Origin of the sequence: Shouchella hunanensis (assembly GCF_028735875.1) — a bacterium.
Classification (GTDB): domain Bacteria; phylum Bacillota; class Bacilli; order Bacillales; family Bacillaceae_D; genus Shouchella; species Shouchella hunanensis.
The window spans coordinates 2,728,980-2,746,454 of sequence record NZ_CP117834.1 but is presented as its reverse complement, the minus strand read 5'-3'; the positions used below and the strand labels follow the sequence as shown (position 1 = coordinate 2,746,454).

Annotated in this window: 20 protein-coding genes; 11 read left to right on the top strand and 9 right to left on the bottom strand. The window is 38.8% G+C overall.

What is annotated here, in order from left to right; genetic code table 11:
- Positions 1-20: 20 nt before the first annotated feature.
- The gene (locus tag PQ477_RS13930; protein ID WP_274272226.1) at positions 21-854 is read right to left on the bottom strand and encodes a sugar phosphate isomerase/epimerase family protein; all 834 of its coding nucleotides are present in this window, start codon (positions 852-854) and stop codon (positions 21-23) included.
- A gap of 256 nt (positions 855-1,110) precedes the next feature.
- On the opposite strand from PQ477_RS13930, the gene PQ477_RS13925 reads away from it, so the two are divergent.
- From PQ477_RS13925 to PQ477_RS13915, 3 genes are read left to right on the top strand one after another with little or no spacing between them, the layout of a single operon-like run.
- A complete protein-coding gene (locus PQ477_RS13925; protein ID WP_035393157.1) occupies positions 1,111-2,118 on the top strand; it encodes a tripartite tricarboxylate transporter substrate binding protein in 1,008 nt (335 codons plus the stop codon).
- Between the two features lie 25 nt (positions 2,119-2,143).
- Positions 2,144-2,572, top strand: a complete 429-nt coding sequence (locus tag PQ477_RS13920; RefSeq protein WP_274272225.1) for a tripartite tricarboxylate transporter TctB family protein — start codon at positions 2,144-2,146, stop codon at positions 2,570-2,572.
- A gap of 30 nt (positions 2,573-2,602) precedes the next feature.
- Positions 2,603-4,081: a tripartite tricarboxylate transporter permease gene (locus PQ477_RS13915; RefSeq protein WP_144558565.1), complete on the top strand. Its 1,479-nt coding sequence runs from the start codon at positions 2,603-2,605 to the stop codon at positions 4,079-4,081.
- Positions 4,082-4,101: 20 nt separating this feature from the next.
- Here the strand turns inward: PQ477_RS13915 and PQ477_RS13910 are convergent, their stop codons facing one another.
- From PQ477_RS13910 to PQ477_RS13890, 5 genes are all read right to left on the bottom strand, one after another.
- Complete coding sequence (locus tag PQ477_RS13910) at positions 4,102-4,275, bottom strand: hypothetical protein (protein WP_158331936.1); 174 nt, start codon at positions 4,273-4,275, stop codon at positions 4,102-4,104.
- A gap of 74 nt (positions 4,276-4,349) precedes the next feature.
- A complete protein-coding gene (locus PQ477_RS13905; RefSeq protein ID WP_035393160.1) occupies positions 4,350-4,802 on the bottom strand; it encodes a GNAT family N-acetyltransferase in 453 nt (150 codons plus the stop codon).
- Positions 4,799-5,446 carry a TVP38/TMEM64 family protein gene (locus tag PQ477_RS13900; RefSeq protein ID WP_274272224.1) on the bottom strand — a complete coding sequence of 216 codons (648 nt, stop codon included), beginning with the start codon at positions 5,444-5,446 and terminating at the stop codon, positions 4,799-4,801. Before PQ477_RS13900 ends, PQ477_RS13905 begins: the two co-directional genes overlap by 4 nt.
- A gap of 42 nt (positions 5,447-5,488) precedes the next feature.
- Positions 5,489-6,829: a hypothetical protein gene (locus PQ477_RS13895; protein ID WP_144558564.1), complete on the bottom strand. Its 1,341-nt coding sequence runs from the start codon at positions 6,827-6,829 to the stop codon at positions 5,489-5,491.
- Between the two features lie 202 nt (positions 6,830-7,031).
- Positions 7,032-7,442: a hypothetical protein gene (locus PQ477_RS13890; RefSeq protein ID WP_035393164.1), complete on the bottom strand. Its 411-nt coding sequence runs from the start codon at positions 7,440-7,442 to the stop codon at positions 7,032-7,034.
- 187 nt (positions 7,443-7,629) lie between these two features.
- Here PQ477_RS13890 and PQ477_RS13885 point away from each other — a divergent pair, with 187 nt between their 5' ends.
- Positions 7,630-7,929 carry a hypothetical protein gene (locus PQ477_RS13885; protein ID WP_274272223.1) on the top strand — a complete coding sequence of 100 codons (300 nt, stop codon included), beginning with the start codon at positions 7,630-7,632 and terminating at the stop codon, positions 7,927-7,929.
- Positions 7,930-7,950: 21 nt separating this feature from the next.
- Here PQ477_RS13885 and PQ477_RS13880 read toward each other — a convergent pair whose 3' ends face one another.
- Positions 7,951-9,420, bottom strand: coding sequence for a protein adenylyltransferase SelO (locus PQ477_RS13880; RefSeq protein ID WP_060705270.1), 1,470 nt, complete (start codon positions 9,418-9,420; stop codon positions 7,951-7,953).
- Between the two features lie 277 nt (positions 9,421-9,697).
- Here PQ477_RS13880 and PQ477_RS13875 point away from each other — a divergent pair, with 277 nt between their 5' ends.
- From PQ477_RS13875 to PQ477_RS13860, 4 genes are all read left to right on the top strand, one after another.
- On the top strand, positions 9,698-10,264 hold the full coding sequence (locus PQ477_RS13875) for an RNA polymerase sigma factor (protein ID WP_274272222.1): 567 nt from the start codon (positions 9,698-9,700) through the stop codon (positions 10,262-10,264).
- The gene (locus PQ477_RS13870; RefSeq protein ID WP_035393167.1) at positions 10,257-11,030 is read left to right on the top strand and encodes an anti-sigma factor; all 774 of its coding nucleotides are present in this window, start codon (positions 10,257-10,259) and stop codon (positions 11,028-11,030) included. Before PQ477_RS13875 ends, PQ477_RS13870 begins: the two co-directional genes overlap by 8 nt.
- 128 nt (positions 11,031-11,158) lie before the next feature.
- Positions 11,159-12,502 carry a hypothetical protein gene (locus PQ477_RS13865; protein ID WP_035393168.1) on the top strand — a complete coding sequence of 448 codons (1,344 nt, stop codon included), beginning with the start codon at positions 11,159-11,161 and terminating at the stop codon, positions 12,500-12,502.
- Positions 12,503-12,726: 224 nt separating this feature from the next.
- Positions 12,727-13,650, top strand: a complete 924-nt coding sequence (locus tag PQ477_RS13860; RefSeq protein WP_052007521.1) for a class F sortase — start codon at positions 12,727-12,729, stop codon at positions 13,648-13,650.
- 22 nt (positions 13,651-13,672) lie between these two features.
- Here the strand turns inward: PQ477_RS13860 and PQ477_RS13855 are convergent, their stop codons facing one another.
- Together PQ477_RS13855 and exaC are read right to left on the bottom strand one after the other, a co-directional pair.
- Positions 13,673-14,023: a DUF779 domain-containing protein gene (locus PQ477_RS13855; RefSeq protein ID WP_060705199.1), complete on the bottom strand. Its 351-nt coding sequence runs from the start codon at positions 14,021-14,023 to the stop codon at positions 13,673-13,675.
- A 27-nt stretch (positions 14,024-14,050) separates the two neighbouring features.
- Positions 14,051-15,568, bottom strand: coding sequence for an acetaldehyde dehydrogenase ExaC (gene exaC / locus PQ477_RS13850; RefSeq protein ID WP_060705198.1), 1,518 nt, complete (start codon positions 15,566-15,568; stop codon positions 14,051-14,053).
- A 121-nt stretch (positions 15,569-15,689) separates the two neighbouring features.
- Between exaC and PQ477_RS13845 the strand changes: the two genes are divergently transcribed.
- From PQ477_RS13845 to PQ477_RS13835, 3 genes are all read left to right on the top strand, one after another.
- Entirely contained in the window at positions 15,690-16,070 is a 381-nt protein-coding gene (locus tag PQ477_RS13845; protein ID WP_274272221.1) for a hypothetical protein, read from the top strand.
- A gap of 91 nt (positions 16,071-16,161) precedes the next feature.
- Positions 16,162-16,332: a hypothetical protein gene (locus PQ477_RS13840; protein WP_158318498.1), complete on the top strand. Its 171-nt coding sequence runs from the start codon at positions 16,162-16,164 to the stop codon at positions 16,330-16,332.
- A 221-nt stretch (positions 16,333-16,553) separates the two neighbouring features.
- Entirely contained in the window at positions 16,554-17,372 is an 819-nt protein-coding gene (locus tag PQ477_RS13835) for a phosphotransferase (protein WP_274272220.1), read from the top strand.
- Positions 17,373-17,475 lie beyond the last annotated feature (103 nt).

The window sequence follows — 17,475 nt, the reverse complement described above, 5'->3', positions numbered from 1 at the left end:
ATAAAACACTAGTATACAAGTTATTTTTTTACTGCATACGTATTTCCTTTCTCAATAAATGTTTTTGCAGATGCTAAACATTGCTTTATATACTCAAACGTCCCTAACTCTTTCGTTCTTTGTCTATTGGGCATCTCAAGTGAAAAAACCATATCATCAGGTAAACACGTTAACATACCTTTTAAGGGAAGGCCACCTTCACCTATATACAATCTCTCTTCTCGTAAAATACGTGTCATCTCTTCTTTGCTTGTTGGAATTTCCTTTTGTGCATCACATAAATGAAAATAATGAAGCCATTCTTTTGGAATTGATTTGATATCATCCACACAATCATGAGCTCGATGAAAGTGGTGGGCATCAATCATTAGTCCTACATTTTCTCTTTTTACATCTTCTAATACATGAATGGCTCCCTTAAGCGTTCTCACAGATGCAATTGGTACTGATTCCAAATTAATAGTTAGTCCGTATGGCCTTGCTATATCACATAACTGAGCAAACTTTTCACGACCAAGCTCTGTATCGTCTGTCCAAATGCTACTTAAAACGTGTTTTGCTCCAAGTTCTGCCGCCACTTCAAACGCAGGCTCATAGATAAGCGGATCAATGTCATCATTAATTCGAGCCAATTCTATATCATATACACTTAACCCCGTTTGTTGTAGCGCTAGTTTCGTTTCTTTAAACATTGCTTTGTTGTTTGCTAAATCATAGTTTGGTTCATTAGGCAATCCCATATAGATGGGACGAATACTAACAAAATCGTAACCAGCTTGTGCCGCTAAATAGGTTAACTCTGGTGGTGCACACTCTAAAGCCGTGAGGTGAGCTAGTGAAAATGGATGATTCATCATTATCCTCCTTTTAAATATTAATACTAGTATACAAGTATTTCTTGGTTCAAATTCTAGCGATACTCTTATCCACTTGTCAACTACTTTCCTCTTATCTTCTCTGTGAATTGTTTTTTTGCTGAATTGCAAAAAAACAATGACAAGTTCTTTTTTCTCTGCTACAATTCACTTACGTATTTCCGCTCTACAATATTCTTATTCCATTTAACGGAACTTTTTGAAAACGCTTTCTATATAATATGGAGGTGACTGTATGTTTCCTAAAAAGTTAATAGTGCTCCCTTTACTTATTATGTTTTTAACTTCTTGCAACTCTGCTACAACTGGGACGGATTCGGAAAGCTATCCATCTCGTTCAATCACTGGTGTTATTCCATTTGGACCAGGCGGAGGAGCCGATTCCATCGCTCGTGTGATTAGCCAGTATACTGAGCCTATTTTAGGTGAATCTATCGTCCTGCAAAATGTTGAAGGTGGAGCTGGTTCAATTGCTGCTTACGATGTACATAAGGATCCAGCAAACGGGTATAAAATTTTGTTCGGCGCAGAAAATCCTAATTTATATCGTACAACAGGAATATCTGATTTAAGTTATCATGACTACGAACCATTGATGTTGTTTACTAGAACCGTTCCAGTTGTTATTGTCCACCCAGACTCGCCTTTCCAAACATTGGATGATTTGATTGAGCAGGCGGAAGCAAATCCAGGTAAAATTCTAATGGCTACAACGGGACCTGTTGGCACTTCAGGTGTTGTCACAAGCATGTTAGGGCTTGATTTTGCAATGGTGCCTTACAAAGGAGAAGGTGCTTCCATCACAGGTTTAATGGGCAAACAAATTGAGGCATCGATTGTTTCATTACCGTCCGCTTACAATTACATTCTCGCTGATAAAGTGAGAGTGTTAGGAATTATCAATGATACCCGCTTAGAAGAGTTTGGTGATTGGCCTGCCCTTGGTGAAGTAGCACCTGACTATTTAGAACATCTTCCCTGGGGTGCATATTACGGTGCATACGTAAAAAAAGGAACACCCGAACCTATTATTGAGGAGCTTAGAGATAGTTTTACAGAGGCTTTTCATACTGAGGAATTTCAATCGTTTATTGAAAGTAAAAAAATGATTCCGCTCGGCCTTACTGGTGATGAGGCGCTTGACTATCAGGAGGAATGGGAGTCAAGAACAAACTGGTTCCTTTACCAATCTGGCTTTGCAGAGCATCCAAGCAACTACAATATTCCCATCCCGAGTAATTAAACACGGAAAGAAAGGAAGAATCCTTTTGATTAAGTCCCCGGCATTTTATTTCTACATAGGTTGGATTGCAGTTAGCGTTCTTTTCGTTACACAAGCAATGCACATACCTGTTTATGATGAATTTCTATCATCAGGGCGGTTTTTACCACTCGTCCTGTCTTTTTTAATGGTTGTTTTTTCTTGTATACTAGCGTATCAGCACTTTAAATCTTCAGAACACGTTACATACGAACTTTCAAATTCATTTTACTTTTTTGGCTTTATTGGTCTCGTTTTTGTTTATATTATTCTTATTCCCTATGTTCCATTTAGCATCGCCACTCTATTGTTTTTATCTATAAGCTTTCTGTTTTTCCGTACCCTCTCTTTATGGAAAAGCTTCCTTCTTTCATTCGGCCTGGTCGTTGTTATAGTGTTTGTCTTTCAAACTGTTTTTCAAATTGTTTTCCCTTAATTTTAATTCGCTTTAGAAAAGAGGAACGTTATGGAACAATTTCTTATGCCGCTATTTGACTATCAGCTTCTTCTTCTCGTAGCATTAGGAACATTTGCTGGTATTTATGTTGGGGCTATTCCTGGTCTCTCTGTTACAATGGCCACTGTTTTGCTTTTATCTCTAACGTATTCATGGGACACATTATCTGCACTTGCTCTAATTGTTGGGGTATATGTCGGGGGGGTCTATGGAGGTGCTCGCCCGGCCATTCTTTTAAACATGCCAGGTGGTCCCGCTCAAATTGCTACTTCCTTTGATGGTTACCCACTTGCACAAAAGGGTGAAGCAGGGTTAGCCATAGGACTTTCTACAATCTTATCCATTGTTGGAGGAATGGTCGGTTTACTTCTGCTCGTATTCGCCACTCCTGTATTATCTGACATTGCACTTTATTTCGCTCATAGAGACTATTTATTGCTCGCTTTACTCGGTTTATTGTTAGTCGGTACAATGAGTCAAGGTGCGTTTATTAAATCTATTTTCCTTGCTTGTTTCGGTGTCTTTATCGGTTTAGTTGGACTTGATTTGATTTCGGCTAGCCCCAGGCTAACGTTTGGTATATTGGAACTTCAAAGCGGTATTAATGTCATTATTGCCATACTTGGTCTATTCGGTTTTGCGGAGGTTCTCTATCAATTGTCTCAAAAAACAACGAAAGATCATAAGGATAACGTCGTTGGAAAAATCATTCCACCCTTAGCGATGGTAATCAAGTTCTTGCCCCTTACACTTCGAACTTCTGTGATTGGGGCATTAGCTGGTGTATTGCCTGGTGTTGGAGGCGAAATTGCAGCTTTACTTGGTTATGACCACGCTAAACGTAGCACGAAAAAACCAAGTCGGCCATTTGGAACAGGCGCATACGAAGGGGTAATAGCTCCTGAAACAGCTAATAATGCCGCGATTGGTGGTGCATTTGTTCCTATGCTAACACTAGGTATACCAGGCGATGCGGTTACAGCTGTCATCATCGGTGCACTCATTGTACATGGACTCGATCCAGGACCGTTGCTTATTACGAACTCTCCTGATTTATTTTGGGTCATTTGCGGTTCTTTATTTTTAGCGAACCTTTTTCTACTTATATTTGGGATGACTGGCATCCATTTATTTAAAAAGGTGATTTCAATTCCAAAAGGTATTCTTATGCCGGTTATCCTTGTTCTTATCGTTGTTGGAGCTTACTCTATTAACAACACAATGATTGATGTTTATTGGATGATCGGATTTGGCTTGTTAGGTTTTGTCTTACGGTTGTTTGGCTTTCCTCTTGCGCCCCTTGTTTTAGGCATTGTGCTTGGACCCTTAATTGATCAATCGTATCGTGCAGCGATGATTACTGCTCACCACGACCTAGGTACGTTCTTTCTTGGCTATGTGACTTCACCTATCAGCCTTGTATTAAGTATTCTGTTTGTCACTATGCTTCTATCTACGATAAAAAACGTTCGTAAAACAATCCAATAAAAAAAACAAACAAGCCCGTATCATTTACGGCTTGTTTTTTGCTTAGCACATTTGTAGAAATAAACGGCTTCTTTTAATAAGTTAATTTGACTATCAATTTCTGCTCGGTAGCAGGCATAGAGCAATTTATTTTGCTTTTCTTTTTTTAAGATGGTTAATTCACGCTCAAATAGCTCGATCTCCCTTACAATCATTGTATAACCTTCTTTCTGACTCTCTACTACTCTATCATACCTGCCTTTCTTTTACTTTAAACCATAAATTTTAATTATAAGTAAATCGCCATTCTAACCATATCCACTGCTTGTATACCGTTCTCCCAAATCGCTTCCTCATAATGTCGTAAAAAGAAACCACGATCAATCCATTCCAACCGAAATCCACATTTTTGATAAAGGGCTATTTGGTGTATCCCCGAGTTAGATGTTCCGATTTCGACCGTTTTATAACCAGCTTGTTTCGCCGTTTCAATGGCATGTTGTACAAGCGCTTTTCCAAATCCATTACCGTGTAACGCTTCCTTTACAGCTACATTGACAATTTCAATGGTCTCTGGCCTCGTTTGAATTATTACATAGCAACCAATATGTTCGCCCTTTTGTTCACACACATAGCAAAGACCTTGCTTCATATAGCTATCAACAATTTTTTTGTTAGGATCTGCTAACAACAATAGATCATACGGTACGGCTTCATCTTGATGTAACTTTCTAATTATCATTGTTCGTTCACTCCACTTTTCATTCGTTTTGTCCATTTTTTCTTAACAGCGATCGTGCAAAATAACAACACAACACCTATTAAAAGGAACCATTCCGTTCCTCCGGCAATAAAACCCTCCATTAACAAAAAGAGTGCCATTAAATAAAGGCCGTTGCCGATAAAAGTTGCAAAGAGAAAGGTTTTTACTGTTATACGACTACTTCCGGCAGCTACGTTAATGAGGCTTGAAGGCATTACAGGAACAAGCCGACTTGTTAACACAACCCAAAAACCGTTCTTCTCAATAGCTTGAACCCAATTTTTTCGAACTTTCTGCCGAAAGACATGTTGTAACCAGTAACGGTACAAACAAAAGGATAATAAACTGGCTATAATGCTTGTACCAAGACTCCACGCATAAGCAAGCCAAAATCCTAATAAGAGATAGTTAAAAATCAGGATTAAAGCTAGAGGAATAACGGTTAAAATGCTCTGAACCAGCAATAAGACAAAAGACAGGGATAATAAAAACGGCAGTGATTGTTGAAATAACTCACTTGTTTCAAGACCCTCACCTGTTCGTAACTCTGATACCCAACTTGACTGAGCGACTAGAACGATTGATAGGATGATTAGAATGGCTGTGGCTACTTTTATGATCATGGCACTCTACTTTCCTTACTTGTTTTTCTTTTGTTAAGAGAATTAGAAGACGCTAAACACCGTTGCCACAGCTACAATAAACAACAGGTAGCCAAATGCAAACAATAAATTTTTCTGAATGATTGAATACGGATTTGCCTGCAATTGCATTGCTAAGATGGTAGGCGTTATATTAAATGGTCCAATCATGACTGTACTCAATCCCACTCCAATTAAAAGTACACTCACGCCATATGGATGCACAACCATCGCCTCAGCTAAAAAAGGTGAAAAGATAGCAATAGATATTAAAGGATGAAATCCAATTAATGCAAAACTAAAGATACATAAGGCAATAAGGAGATAGAATAATAGAATAGGACCAGTCTCGTAAACATAGGAGAAAAACAAATCCATTTGATCAAATAACGTCGTGTAAGGAAACACTTCTACAAAAAAGCCAGCCGCCAAAAATAAAAAGAACAATCCATGGAGCTGAGTGGTGTTTCCTTTTACATATGCAGAGCTTAAAAGCAAAAAACGGTTTCCTTTTTTAATGAAAAATGCCCATAAAAATGTAAATGGAATAATTAATACTGTAACCGAAAATAGAAACGATTGAGGAATAAGCGTATTTAAGGTTAAAAGAACGACGATAAAGCAAGTAATGGCAAACCCTAGTTCTAGTAATTTCTTTCTTAACTGCGCCGGGTTATGGGTTCCCTCAACAGCTGCTTTTAAATCAATATGCTGTAATTGTCGATTATGTATAAACCAGTCAAGTGAGATAAACAAAATACTAATTGCTAGCAGGGTTGGAAACAACAGCAAGTAACTCGTCCCAGTCATATCAATTGTTGAAGCAACAAGAACTTCCGTTGGACTCCATAGGAGCACGAGTCCATACGCACGTAAAATACTATGTGCAAAAAAACGTTGAATGAATGCATCCTTTAACTGAGACACTTGGGCTCTGACCGTTGAAACAACTACTGGAACTGTTGCTACATTCAAAAACAACGTCAACATATAGGTCATCAATGATGTACGTCGATATAATCGAACCATTGTTAGTTGTGGTGGCTTACGAATCATTTGACCAAGAGCTCGATCGTATTTTCCAACCGCGATAATCGTACTCATATATGGCAATACAAATAATAAAGCTAATAAGCTTGTCATCGAACCAAATAAGGAAAGAAACGCTCTTTCTTGAGGAACATAAAGAAAAGCACAAATGAGACCAACAAAAAAGAAAGTCGTTCCTGCCCAAAAATATAAACGTTTCACTTTAAAAAAGTTCAATCCAATGATTACAATGGCCAAGCTACCGATGATACTTTGAATGACAATGTGGTCGTAAAATTCACTTGTGACGTGCAGTAAGATTAAACTAAGGTACAAATAAAAAATGGCACTCTCCTACTTTCGCCTGTTAAGAATCTAAGTAAAAGTATACCATCTTTTAAAAGAATATATGGAAGTTATGCATTTATTCAGTAGATTGACGATGACTCTCCTCAAAAAAAAGAAGAGAATGGGTGCAGTCATTCTCCTCTCCTACATAGGTTTTCTACGTGATTTCAAAAAATCCTCTTCCCAATTATTAACCGGCATATTCGCGTCGTTTGTTCCACTGTTCTACTTCTAACATACGAATAGACCCATTCGCTTTACTGTATTGAATCGTTGCCCTTAAACGTTTTTTCCCCTTTATTTGATAAGCCGCAAAATAAAATGAGTTTGGATCATCTTCAAGGAATTCTACTCCATCTGGAAACTGCTTTAGTAATGAAAGAATAAGACGAGACCAACTTGCTTCATGTTCATTTAGCGCAAGTAGGACAATAAGGCGTTTGTTGCAAAAGGTAGCACCATCATATTTTCGAATGTTATACAATTTGCCATCTCCAGCTCGAAAGATCCAATCCTCTTCTGTCTCTGAATGTAACGTCGTCTTTATTTGTAAAAACCCTTCCAGACATTGTTGCGCTTCATGTGTTGATTGAACATTCATGACCACACCGCCTTTATCCGTCTTCTTCCTTTCATTAGCCTATTCCCTCTCACCATTGTTTCTCCTGCCTTGTCGACGAAACCTCTAATAACGTGTCAACGTTCTTCGTTTTTTGCAGACTTCATAACCATTCCGAGTGTTTAACACTGGAAATTAAGGCTATAAATTAATAGGAGGTGAAATGAGGATGGAGGAGTACCACTCAACGAGTAAAAGCGAAATTTGGTGGCGAATTGAAGTCATTGCTTGGGTTCCTTTTTTCATAACAATGATTGTTAGCTTTCTACTTACGTTTCATTTCGGCTTGCTAGATCAGACAATCTTTACAACGATTGCACTTATTCGCGCCATTACATTCATTGTTGCCCTTATATCGAAGACCATTAAGTGCTATTACTTAGGCTTAAAAAGAACATATGCATATGGAAGCCTTGCCTTACTTCTTGTACTCGATCTTCTTTATGGCATTTTCTTTAATCCTCTATAAAGAAAAGCACCTCGCTAACGCTTAGGTGCCACAGTACGTGATATATGGTGTCTTGCTTTTCGATACTTGCGCAAACCTTTTTGATGTCTCAGTCTCTTTGTATGGATCTTGAATCGCTTTAACGAAAGCACGTAGTAATGTGTTGTCGTTATTGTTTTCAACAGCTTCTAACACTTGTTCCACGTGTTCATTTCGAGGAATGATAAAAGGATTTACACTTAGCATTTGGTTTTGAATGTCACTCCTACTCCTTGACTGTTGATCCACGCGGTTCTCCCACTCTTTTTTCCATGCCTGACAGTGTTCTTCGTTTTCGACAGATGCAGGAAGCGTTCCCTCTGTACTTAATTGTCTAAACGTGAGCGTATAATCGAGCTTATGTTCAGCCATCATTTTGAGCAACCTATCAATTAGTGAGCGATCTTCTTTCTGTTCATTATCAATAAGGCCTACTTTTTTTCTCATCCCCTTTAACCAGTAGCTTGTATACAACGGTGTAAAGGTTTCAATTGCTTGTTGAGCCAACTGGACGGCAGTTTCTTTATTATTTGCTAATAAAGGAATGAGCGCTTCTGCTAATCTAGCGAGATTCCAATTTGCCATATAGGGCTGGTTTCCATATGCGTAACGCCCTTGTCTGTCAATAGAGCTAAATGTTCTCATTGGATCGTACTGATCAAGAAATGCGCACGGCCCATAGTCTATGGTTTCGCCACTAATAGCCATATTATCTGTATTCATAACACCATGAACGAAACCAACCAATTGCCAATTCGCTATTAAGTGCGCTTGTTTATCAATTACCTGACATAAGAAAGCAAGATACGGATTCTTTTCCTCGCTAACAGCATGCTCATGCCGATAGATGGTATAATCTGCTAAGGCTTTAAGGTCAGAAACGTCCCCTCGTGCAGCTGCATATTGAAACGTACCAACCCGAATATGGCTTTTCGCTATTCTTGTCAACACAGCACCTGGCAAACGCGTTTCCCGTTGCACTACCTGACCTGTTTTCACCACAGCAAGACTCCGCGTTGTTGGAATGCCTAAACCATTCATTCCCTCACTCACCAAGTATTCTCTTAGCATCGGACCGAGTGCTGCCCGACCATCTCCCCCGCGTGAAAAAGTTGTTCTTCCAGACCCTTTTAATTGGACATCATAACGCTCACCTTTTGGTGTTACGTGTTCTCCAAGCAGCAAAGCTCGACCATCGCCAAGCATGGTAAATTGACCAAACTGATGACCAGCATACGCTTGCGCAATTCCTTCGCTTCGATGTGGAATCCGATTTCCCGCTAGCCAATCAAGTCCCATGTCTGTGCTTGGGATCGTCTCATCAATCGATCGCTCTTTTGCTAATTTATGATTAAAGATAACCACTTCTGGCTTCGGTACGGGATTTGTTTGTTGAAGACTATAAAAAGTAGCTGGTAACGTTCGATAACTATCTTCTAATGGCCACTCTTTTATTTTCTGAGACTCCTTCATCATCTTGTCCCCTTTTTAAATACGTTGTATAATGCCATCTAACCATAACCTCTACTGCCAATCAAGTTGAACTAAATAAATTACCCGTCATACAAAAAAGTAAACCTTTTTTTCGTAAAAAGTGATCCAAACCATTGATTCGTACGTTCTCTTTATAAGAAAGCTTTCCATGCCTTTTTATTTGGCTTTTCTCGACAAATACATGTAAAATCAGCAAAGAGCTATTATTCCGATTTTTATGTTCCTAAATCGAGATCAAGTAAAAAAGGAGAATATGATGTCCGAACATGATGTACAGCTTTATAAAAAGCTTAGGCGCGGAGAAAAAGAAGCCCTTGAACAGATGTATGACAAGTACAGCAAACTTCTCTTTTCTTTTAGCTTCAAAATGACGGAAGAGAAACAATTAGCAGAAGAAATTGTTCAAGAAGTCTTTATAAAAGTGTGGACACAGAAGAGTTCTTATGATGAAACAAAAGGTAAATTCTCTAGCTGGTTACTCACTATGACACGTAATACAGTTATTGACCATCACCGAAAAAAGCGAGAAATCGCTTCAGAAACCGCAACGAAAGAAATGACAGAAGACCCTGATCCAAGTGTAGAGGATCAAGTTGAATGGAAAGAAAAACGCGCTGTCGTAAAAAAAGCCATCAGTCAATTAAAACCAGAACAACAAAAAGTTATTACCTTATTTTATTATCAAGGCTTATCACAGCAAAAAATTGCTGATTCGTGTAATCTTCCCTTAGGTACAGTAAAAGGAAGGTTACGGCTTGCTTTAAAACATCTGAAAACTACGATCCAAGACATAGAACAGAATGGAGGGATCATTCATGAGTGATAAGTGTACTCATTTAATTGACTACGTTAACGGACAGTTGACTGATACAGAAACGAAAGAATTTGAAGCTCACTTTAAAACTTGTTCAACATGCGAAGAAGAATTAAATGAAATCAGAGCGCTTACGGATGACTTAGGGTTTGATGTAGATCCAGTTGAACCTCCACCTGAAATGAAAGAACGGATACTTTCAGCTGCGTTTGCAGAAAAAGCGCCAGTTGAATCTCAATCCTCAGACGGTAAGAAACCAATTGCAGTAGGATCTACAACAAACAAACAAGAACAACATATACAAAAAAGAAAAAAGAAAGCAAATTGGCTTATCCCAGCAATGGCTGCGGCGCTCTTCCTTTCTTTAATTGGGAATATCTATACAGTGAGTCAACTTGGTGAACCTGATGATGTAGCAATCGAACCAAGCATAACCGTTGATTCTTTGGTTCAACGGTTAAACTTACAACCAGCAGCAGAGACGATTCCATTTCAAGCTACAGCTTCGTTTGTCAATAAAGATCATTATCAACAACTAGTCGTTGAAGCCGAACAACTCTCTCAACCAGAGGATACACAAGTATACCAAGTATGGTTGTTAAAAGATGGTGAACCATATCGAGCTGGTACATTTACTCCAGCCGAAGACGGGAGCGGTATCTCTACATTCGACATTGATCCAGAGATGGGTTACGATACCATTGCGATTACAATAGAACCTGATGAAACAAGCGAGACACCTGAAGGCGACATTGTGCTAGTAGAAGAATTATAATTGCCTCCTGCCACTCAATACGTGTGGCAGGTTTTTTTATGCAAAAAAAGTTTTTTTAAAAAAAGTGATCCATTTTGACATCTCTTGCGTTAGCTTAGTGAAATCAAAACAAAAAGGAGTGTTTCAAAATGAAAATAAAAAAAGCATTAATACCCGTACTAGGTGCATCATTAATTGCCCCATCATTTGTCCAAGGAGCTCAAGCACAAGAAAGCATGTCACAAGTAACGACACCAGCAGTTGAATTAAGAGGAACACTCGACCACCTTTTATCTGAACACTTTGCCCTTGCTGTTCTTTCTATGCAAAAGCAATATGATGGTGACGATGGCGCTGAAGCCGCACAAGAAGCACTTATGCAAAATGCAGCGGATATGAAACCTGCTATCGCATCATTATATGGCGATGAAGGCGCTGAAGAATTTGACCGCATCTTCTCAGGACATAATGAATACACCGCTGATTATGTTCAAGCAGTAAAAGATGGCGATACAGAAGCACAGGAAGAAGCTTCTAAAATGATTGATGAATTTTACGTAGAGTTTGGTGAATTTCTTGAAGGCGCAACAGAAGGCGCACTTCCAAGTGATGCAGCTATTGAAGTATTAGACATTCATGAACAACAAGTAGAGGATGCGTTTAATGCGTACGTGGAAGGCGATTATGAAACAGCCTACATGACGTACCGTGAAGGCCTATCACATATGTTTGATATCAGTGCTGCATTATCAAATGCCATCGTTGAACAAAACCCAGAGATGTTCGAAGGAACAACACCTTTAACAGACGCTGGAAACTTACGATCTGATTTAAGTAATCTTGTTGCCGAACATTTTGCCTTAGCAACCCTTTCTATGTCAAAAGAATTTAAAGATAGCGAAGATTTCGATTTCGTTAGCTGGGCAGAGGATGAAAATACAGCCGACTTAAAAGCAACTATTGCGTCTGTATACGGTGATGAAGGCGGCGAGCAATTCGAACAAATTTGGCAAGGAAATCACATTTTAGCTCAAAGTGAATACGTAAATGCTGTAAAAAATGAAGATGATGAAGCAAAAGAGGCTGCAAAAAACAAGCTAAGTACATTTGCTGATGAGTTCGGTACATTTCTAGACGCAGCAACTGAAGGCATTTTACCAGCAGCTGATGCTACAGAACTTGTTAACATGCACGAAGATCAAGTATTTACAACCTTTGACCGTTATACAGAAGGTGACTATGCTGGATCATTTGAAACATTCAGAGAAGGCTATGCCTTTACATTCGACATTGGTTCAGGCTTAGCTGGTGCCATTGTTGAGCAAAACCCGGATCTGTTTGAAGAGGAAGCTGCAATGCCTGAAATGCCACAAACAGGTATGGGTGGAAGCCAGCAAGGTATTTCTCTACAATGGATGGCATGGATTCTAGCAGGAGCTACAGTCGCATTCACTGGTTATTTCGGAGTACGTAAATTTCGTACGAATGCTTAATAATTTGAATGAGTAAATGTTGGCTCAAGAACGGATAAAAAACGCGTTCGACGGCGCTTTACGTAAATAGCATGTGTCTGAAGTCTCTTCAGCAAAATTTAAGGCTTCCTGTTTTATTAGTAAACTCACTCATTGCTCTAGAGCAATGAGTGATGTTGTTCTAGTGCTGTAGCGAAAGCATCGTCGTTAACGCTTTTTACATTTTTTAAGGAGGATGATCTGTCGTGCAAATTAGACCACTTCTTGTACTCTTTCTTTCCCTGCTCACACTTATCGGTTGTAGCACCTCTGCTGAAGAATCTTCCTCTTCTTCACCTGTTACACAAAATGAAATAGAGCCACCTGTCCACCTTGATCAGGAACAAACAATTGCAGAAGAATTCGCGATCAATGCTGACAAGATTGAAGAGGCTTATCATGAATTAAACAAACAAAGCGAGCTTTTCCCTTCTAAATTAAGAATCCCTGCATTGGATGTTGAAGCGCCTATTACAGAAGTAGGTCTTTTAGAAAATGGTCAAATGGGCGTTCCTGACAATGGAACAGATGTCGGCTGGTACGAACCAGGAACAAAGCCTGGTGGACGTGGTAATGCTGTGCTGGCGGGGCATGTTGATGATAAGAATGGACCTGCAGTATTTTTTTATTTAGGTGATTTAGAAGAAAATCAATCGATCTTTGTCACAGATGATAACGGAGAAGAATTAGAATTCACTGTTGATCGTATAGAAAAATATCCTTATAACGATGCACCACTAACAGAAATTTTTGGTTCTACCGATCACAAGCAACTAAATTTAATTACGTGTACCGGCACATTTGATCGACAGAGCGGTAATCATGATGAACGACTTGTAGTGTATACTTCGTTAGTAGAAGAAACAGATAGCGAAAATCCGCCTGACGAACCGACAGAATTAACCGTTCAAGGAAACTTATTATCGTGGTATGCCGTTCGAGATGATTACATTGCAGGCTATCGTGTGTATGAAGTAAGTGAGAACGGAAAAGAAACGCTTGTAGCGAGTGTTTCACAACAAGAACGAAAATCATTTTTAATTGAAAAAGGCAACGCCCGCTATACCGTCAAAACTGTTGATTATTTTGGGAATGAATCCAAACAAGCACAAGAAAAAGGAGACGCCTAAAACGATCTCCTTTTTTGAGTCTTTATAAAGTTGCTCGCTCTTCATTGGTAAATACTCTTGATCTCGTTAAAAACCGCTTTCCTTCTGGTCCTTCTACTGAAAACATCCCGCCACGACCATCAACAACATCAACAATAATCTGCGTATGTTTCCAATAGTCGTACTGAACTTTGCTCATATAAAAAGGTGTACCGGCAATCGTACCAAGTAGGATATCACTATCTCCGACAAGAAACTCTCCTTCTGGATAACACATCGGCGAACTGCCATCACAACACCCACCTGACTGATGAAACATAAGGGGACCATGCTTTTCTTTTAATTGTTCTAAAAAGGCGATTGCTGTTTCTGTTGCTGTGACTTTCTCAACCACGCGCTCATCTCCTCTTCATTAAACGAATTAGAAAAGCCCCATTGGACTCGTGCCATAGCTGACAAGCAAGTTCTTTGTCTGCTGATAATGGTCCAGCATCATTTTATGATTTTCCCGACCAATACCTGAATTTTTATACCCTCCGAATGCAGCGTGAGCAGGATAGGCATGATAACAATTCGTCCAAACTCGTCCCGCTTCAATATTTCTCCCAAAGCGGTAAGCTTGATTCATATTCCTCGTCCAAACACCTGCACCTAACCCATACAGTGTGTCATTGGCAATGTCTAACGCCTCTTCATCTGATTTAAAGGTTGTCACTGAGACGACCGGTCCAAAGATCTCTTCTTGGAAAATTCGCATGTTATTTGTTCCTTTAAAGACGGTTGGCTGAATGTAATAGCCGTTTTCACTACCATCAACTTTATTTTGCTCCCCACCTGTTAAGACTTCAGCACCTTCTTGCTTGCCAATATCAATGTAGGAGAGGATTTTTTCCATTTGTTCAGAAGACGCCTGAGCTCCCATCATTGTTTCTGTATCAAGTGGATTGCCAATTTTGATTTCGTTCACTCGTTTGAGCGCTCGTTCCATAAAAGCATCATAGATGGATTCATGAATTAACGCTCTAGATGGACATGTGCATACCTCACCTTGATTTAAGGCGAACATAACAAACCCCTCTACTGCTTTATCTAAAAACTCATCGTCTTCATCCATAATATCTTTAAAGAAGATATTTGGCGACTTACCACCTAATTCAAGGGTTACTGGAATGATATTTTGTGACGCGTACTGCATAATTAAACGCCCAGTTGTTGTCTCCCCAGTAAAAGCAATTTTCGCAATACGCGGATTCGACGCAAGCGGTTTTCCTGCTTCTACCCCAAAACCGTTCACAACATTCACAACCCCCTTTGGCAAGAGGTCTTCAATTAATTCAAGTAACACCATGATTGAGGCAGGGGTCTGTTCTGCCGGTTTTAAAACAACACAGTTTCCTGCAGCTAAAGCTGGCGCAAGCTTCCACGTTGCCATTAATAATGGGAAATTCCAAGGGATAATTTGACCAACTACACCTAATGGCTCATGGAAGTGATAAGCGACCGTATCTTCATCAAGCTGACTTAAACTACCTTCCTGTGCTCGAATCGTCGCGGCAAAGTAACGAAAATGATCGACCATTAACGGTATATCAGCCGCTAATGTTTCACGAACTGCTTTTCCATTGTCCCACGTCTCTGCTACTGCAAGCATCTCACTATTTTCTTCAATCCGATCAGCAATTTTATTTAAGAGATTCGCCCGTTCAGCAGGCGGAGTTTTGCCCCATCGATCTTTCGCCTCGTGCGCAGCATCAAGCGCTAGCTCAATATCCTCCGATGTGGAGCGAGCTAAAGTACAGAATACGTCACCAGTTACCGGCGTAACGTTATCAAAATATTGACCCTTTACAGGGGCTATCCATTCACCATTAATAAAATTATCGTACGTTTGCTTAAATGAAACGAGTGAACCTTCTTGATTTGGGTTTGCATAAATCATTCTTATTCCTCCTCTTTCAAATAAAGTAAGCGCTTACAATATAACTGTATTTTACCTTTTGTACAGAATAGAGTCAAAACATTTGATAAACTATTGTTAATATGAAGGAGTGATTTGATTTATGAAAATCTTATGGTTCTGTATGATGCTGATTCCGGGTCCTTTTTTGTTTCATTTTTATGAAACCACTATGCGAAATCATGGTGCCGATATATCGTACTCCTTTATTAACGGGTTTCATGTTATCTGGTCGATTTTGGCGGGCGTTTTATCCATACGGGCCTCGTTGCGTGTTTTCTTTCTTATGCATAGCTTTATGATTGTTGGCTCCATTATCCTTGCACAGCTCTTTATTATTCCTCCTAATGATAGTTGGTTTAACCCCTTTACCATGAATGTCGTCATTCTGTTATCTGCCCTACCCATCCTATTTGGACAACTAGTGACTCGATTGATAACACAGTCACTTTACCGCTTTATAAAGAATAAAAATCTCCCATAAATTTCGCATCCTTTACATGATTTTTGCATATACGTAATTGCGCTAAAGCGTGTATAATAGATGTATCCTAATCGTTTGAGGAGGAATAGTAATGTATCACCTAAAAAGACTTGTAGACGGACAGACTTTTATTTTAAAAAACATCCATTCTGTGACTGATCGGGTATTTGTAGAATTTGAAAATGCCCTTGAATATGCAAAAAAGCTTAATACATTAAACCCTCGTCACCCTTGGTCCGTTGCCAAAATAAATGAACAATAAGTAATAAGCCTGTGAAAGAACCATACATATGTCTACACAAACTAGAATGTAACGTATTCTAGTTTTTTTCTCTAAAAGCGCTTTTGTCAAAAACTTTTTATCATAAGAGTTGCTTCTAAAGACGACTTGGGTCTTCATGAATTGTTTTAACACTCTTTTTCACGCGTAGAAACACTGTCGCGAGTGCACTCACCTTTTTATGTCACAGGAGGTTCGACTTAATGGTTTCACTTCCCTCGCATTTAAATACCTTTTTCACATACAAAGAAATCAATTTTATAGGTGATGAATTAAAAAACAAGCATCGTATAACGTTTCATAACGATCAATTTTTTATAAAAGCTTCTCGACATGAAGATTTAGAGTCTTTTAAATTAATTGAACATGAAATTTTTGTTTATAACTATTTAAAAAACCATCTCGACAACATTCCTCCTATTATTTGGTGCTTTGAAGACTCTTCATTAAGTATGTTTATAATCGCTTATTTAAAAGATTTTCCATTAGCTACTAAAAGGGACGCATATTGCTTAAAAGACTCAGTAAATTTAAAGCTAATTATAGAGAAAATAAACACCATCTCTAATATCCCCATCCCCGCAAAATGGAATTTTAATGATAACAGACAAGAAAAAATGGAACGCTACATCTTTAATGTTCAGGATTTCCTAGCAACATCTATCAAACAAAAGTTAACATCGCTTTTAAAGACAACGCCAGCCAACACTAAACTTGTGTTTTCTCATGGAGATTTATTACCGATGAACATTCTTTACTCTAACACCGAAATCACCTTTATTGATTGGGAGTGGGCAGGGATACGTTCAAAGAATTATGATAAGACACTCTTCTTGTTATTTTCACATGAACCATCTCAAATAATCACAAGTTACAATCTTATAGAAGAGTCTATTTTGTGGGACACTTTGTTTATATCGCTCAGAGAACTTAATAATTTAAACCGTTTAAAACATCTACCTTTATTTGAAAAAAACATCCCTAAATGGATAAAAGCAGTAAGTGTAACGTTAGAATCATAGATAAGAAACCTTAAAGAAGCTTAATCGTTATTATGACGCAAAACTTTCCATTTAAATCTTCGTCCTATCAACGCGCAGGGTATCTGAAAATGATGTAATTATT

Bases quoted from the DNA above. Each gene is read 5' to 3' on its own strand.
- PQ477_RS13915 (WP_144558565.1), top strand. From the start codon at position 2,603: ATGGAACAATTTCTTATGCCGCTATTTGACTATCAGCTTCTTCTTCTC.
- exaC (WP_060705198.1), bottom strand. From the start codon at position 15,568: ATGATTTATGCAAACCCAAATCAAGAAGGTTCACTCGTTTCATTTAAG.
- PQ477_RS13875 (WP_274272222.1), top strand. From the start codon at position 9,698: ATGTCCGAACATGATGTACAGCTTTATAAAAAGCTTAGGCGCGGAGAA.
- PQ477_RS13890 (WP_035393164.1), bottom strand. From the start codon at position 7,442: ATGAATGTTCAATCAACACATGAAGCGCAACAATGTCTGGAAGGGTTT.
- PQ477_RS13885 (WP_274272223.1), top strand. From the start codon at position 7,630: ATGGAGGAGTACCACTCAACGAGTAAAAGCGAAATTTGGTGGCGAATT.
- PQ477_RS13845 (WP_274272221.1), top strand. From the start codon at position 15,690: ATGAAAATCTTATGGTTCTGTATGATGCTGATTCCGGGTCCTTTTTTG.
- PQ477_RS13905 (WP_035393160.1), bottom strand. From the start codon at position 4,802: ATGATAATTAGAAAGTTACATCAAGATGAAGCCGTACCGTATGATCTA.
- PQ477_RS13870 (WP_035393167.1), top strand. From the start codon at position 10,257: ATGAGTGATAAGTGTACTCATTTAATTGACTACGTTAACGGACAGTTG.
- PQ477_RS13930 (WP_274272226.1), bottom strand. From the start codon at position 854: ATGAATCATCCATTTTCACTAGCTCACCTCACGGCTTTAGAGTGTGCA.
- PQ477_RS13925 (WP_035393157.1), top strand. From the start codon at position 1,111: ATGTTTCCTAAAAAGTTAATAGTGCTCCCTTTACTTATTATGTTTTTA.
- PQ477_RS13865 (WP_035393168.1), top strand. From the start codon at position 11,159: ATGAAAATAAAAAAAGCATTAATACCCGTACTAGGTGCATCATTAATT.
- PQ477_RS13900 (WP_274272224.1), bottom strand. From the start codon at position 5,446: ATGATCATAAAAGTAGCCACAGCCATTCTAATCATCCTATCAATCGTT.
- PQ477_RS13910 (WP_158331936.1), bottom strand. From the start codon at position 4,275: ATGATTGTAAGGGAGATCGAGCTATTTGAGCGTGAATTAACCATCTTA.
- PQ477_RS13840 (WP_158318498.1), top strand. From the start codon at position 16,162: ATGTATCACCTAAAAAGACTTGTAGACGGACAGACTTTTATTTTAAAA.
- PQ477_RS13835 (WP_274272220.1), top strand. From the start codon at position 16,554: ATGGTTTCACTTCCCTCGCATTTAAATACCTTTTTCACATACAAAGAA.
- PQ477_RS13880 (WP_060705270.1), bottom strand. From the start codon at position 9,420: ATGAAGGAGTCTCAGAAAATAAAAGAGTGGCCATTAGAAGATAGTTAT.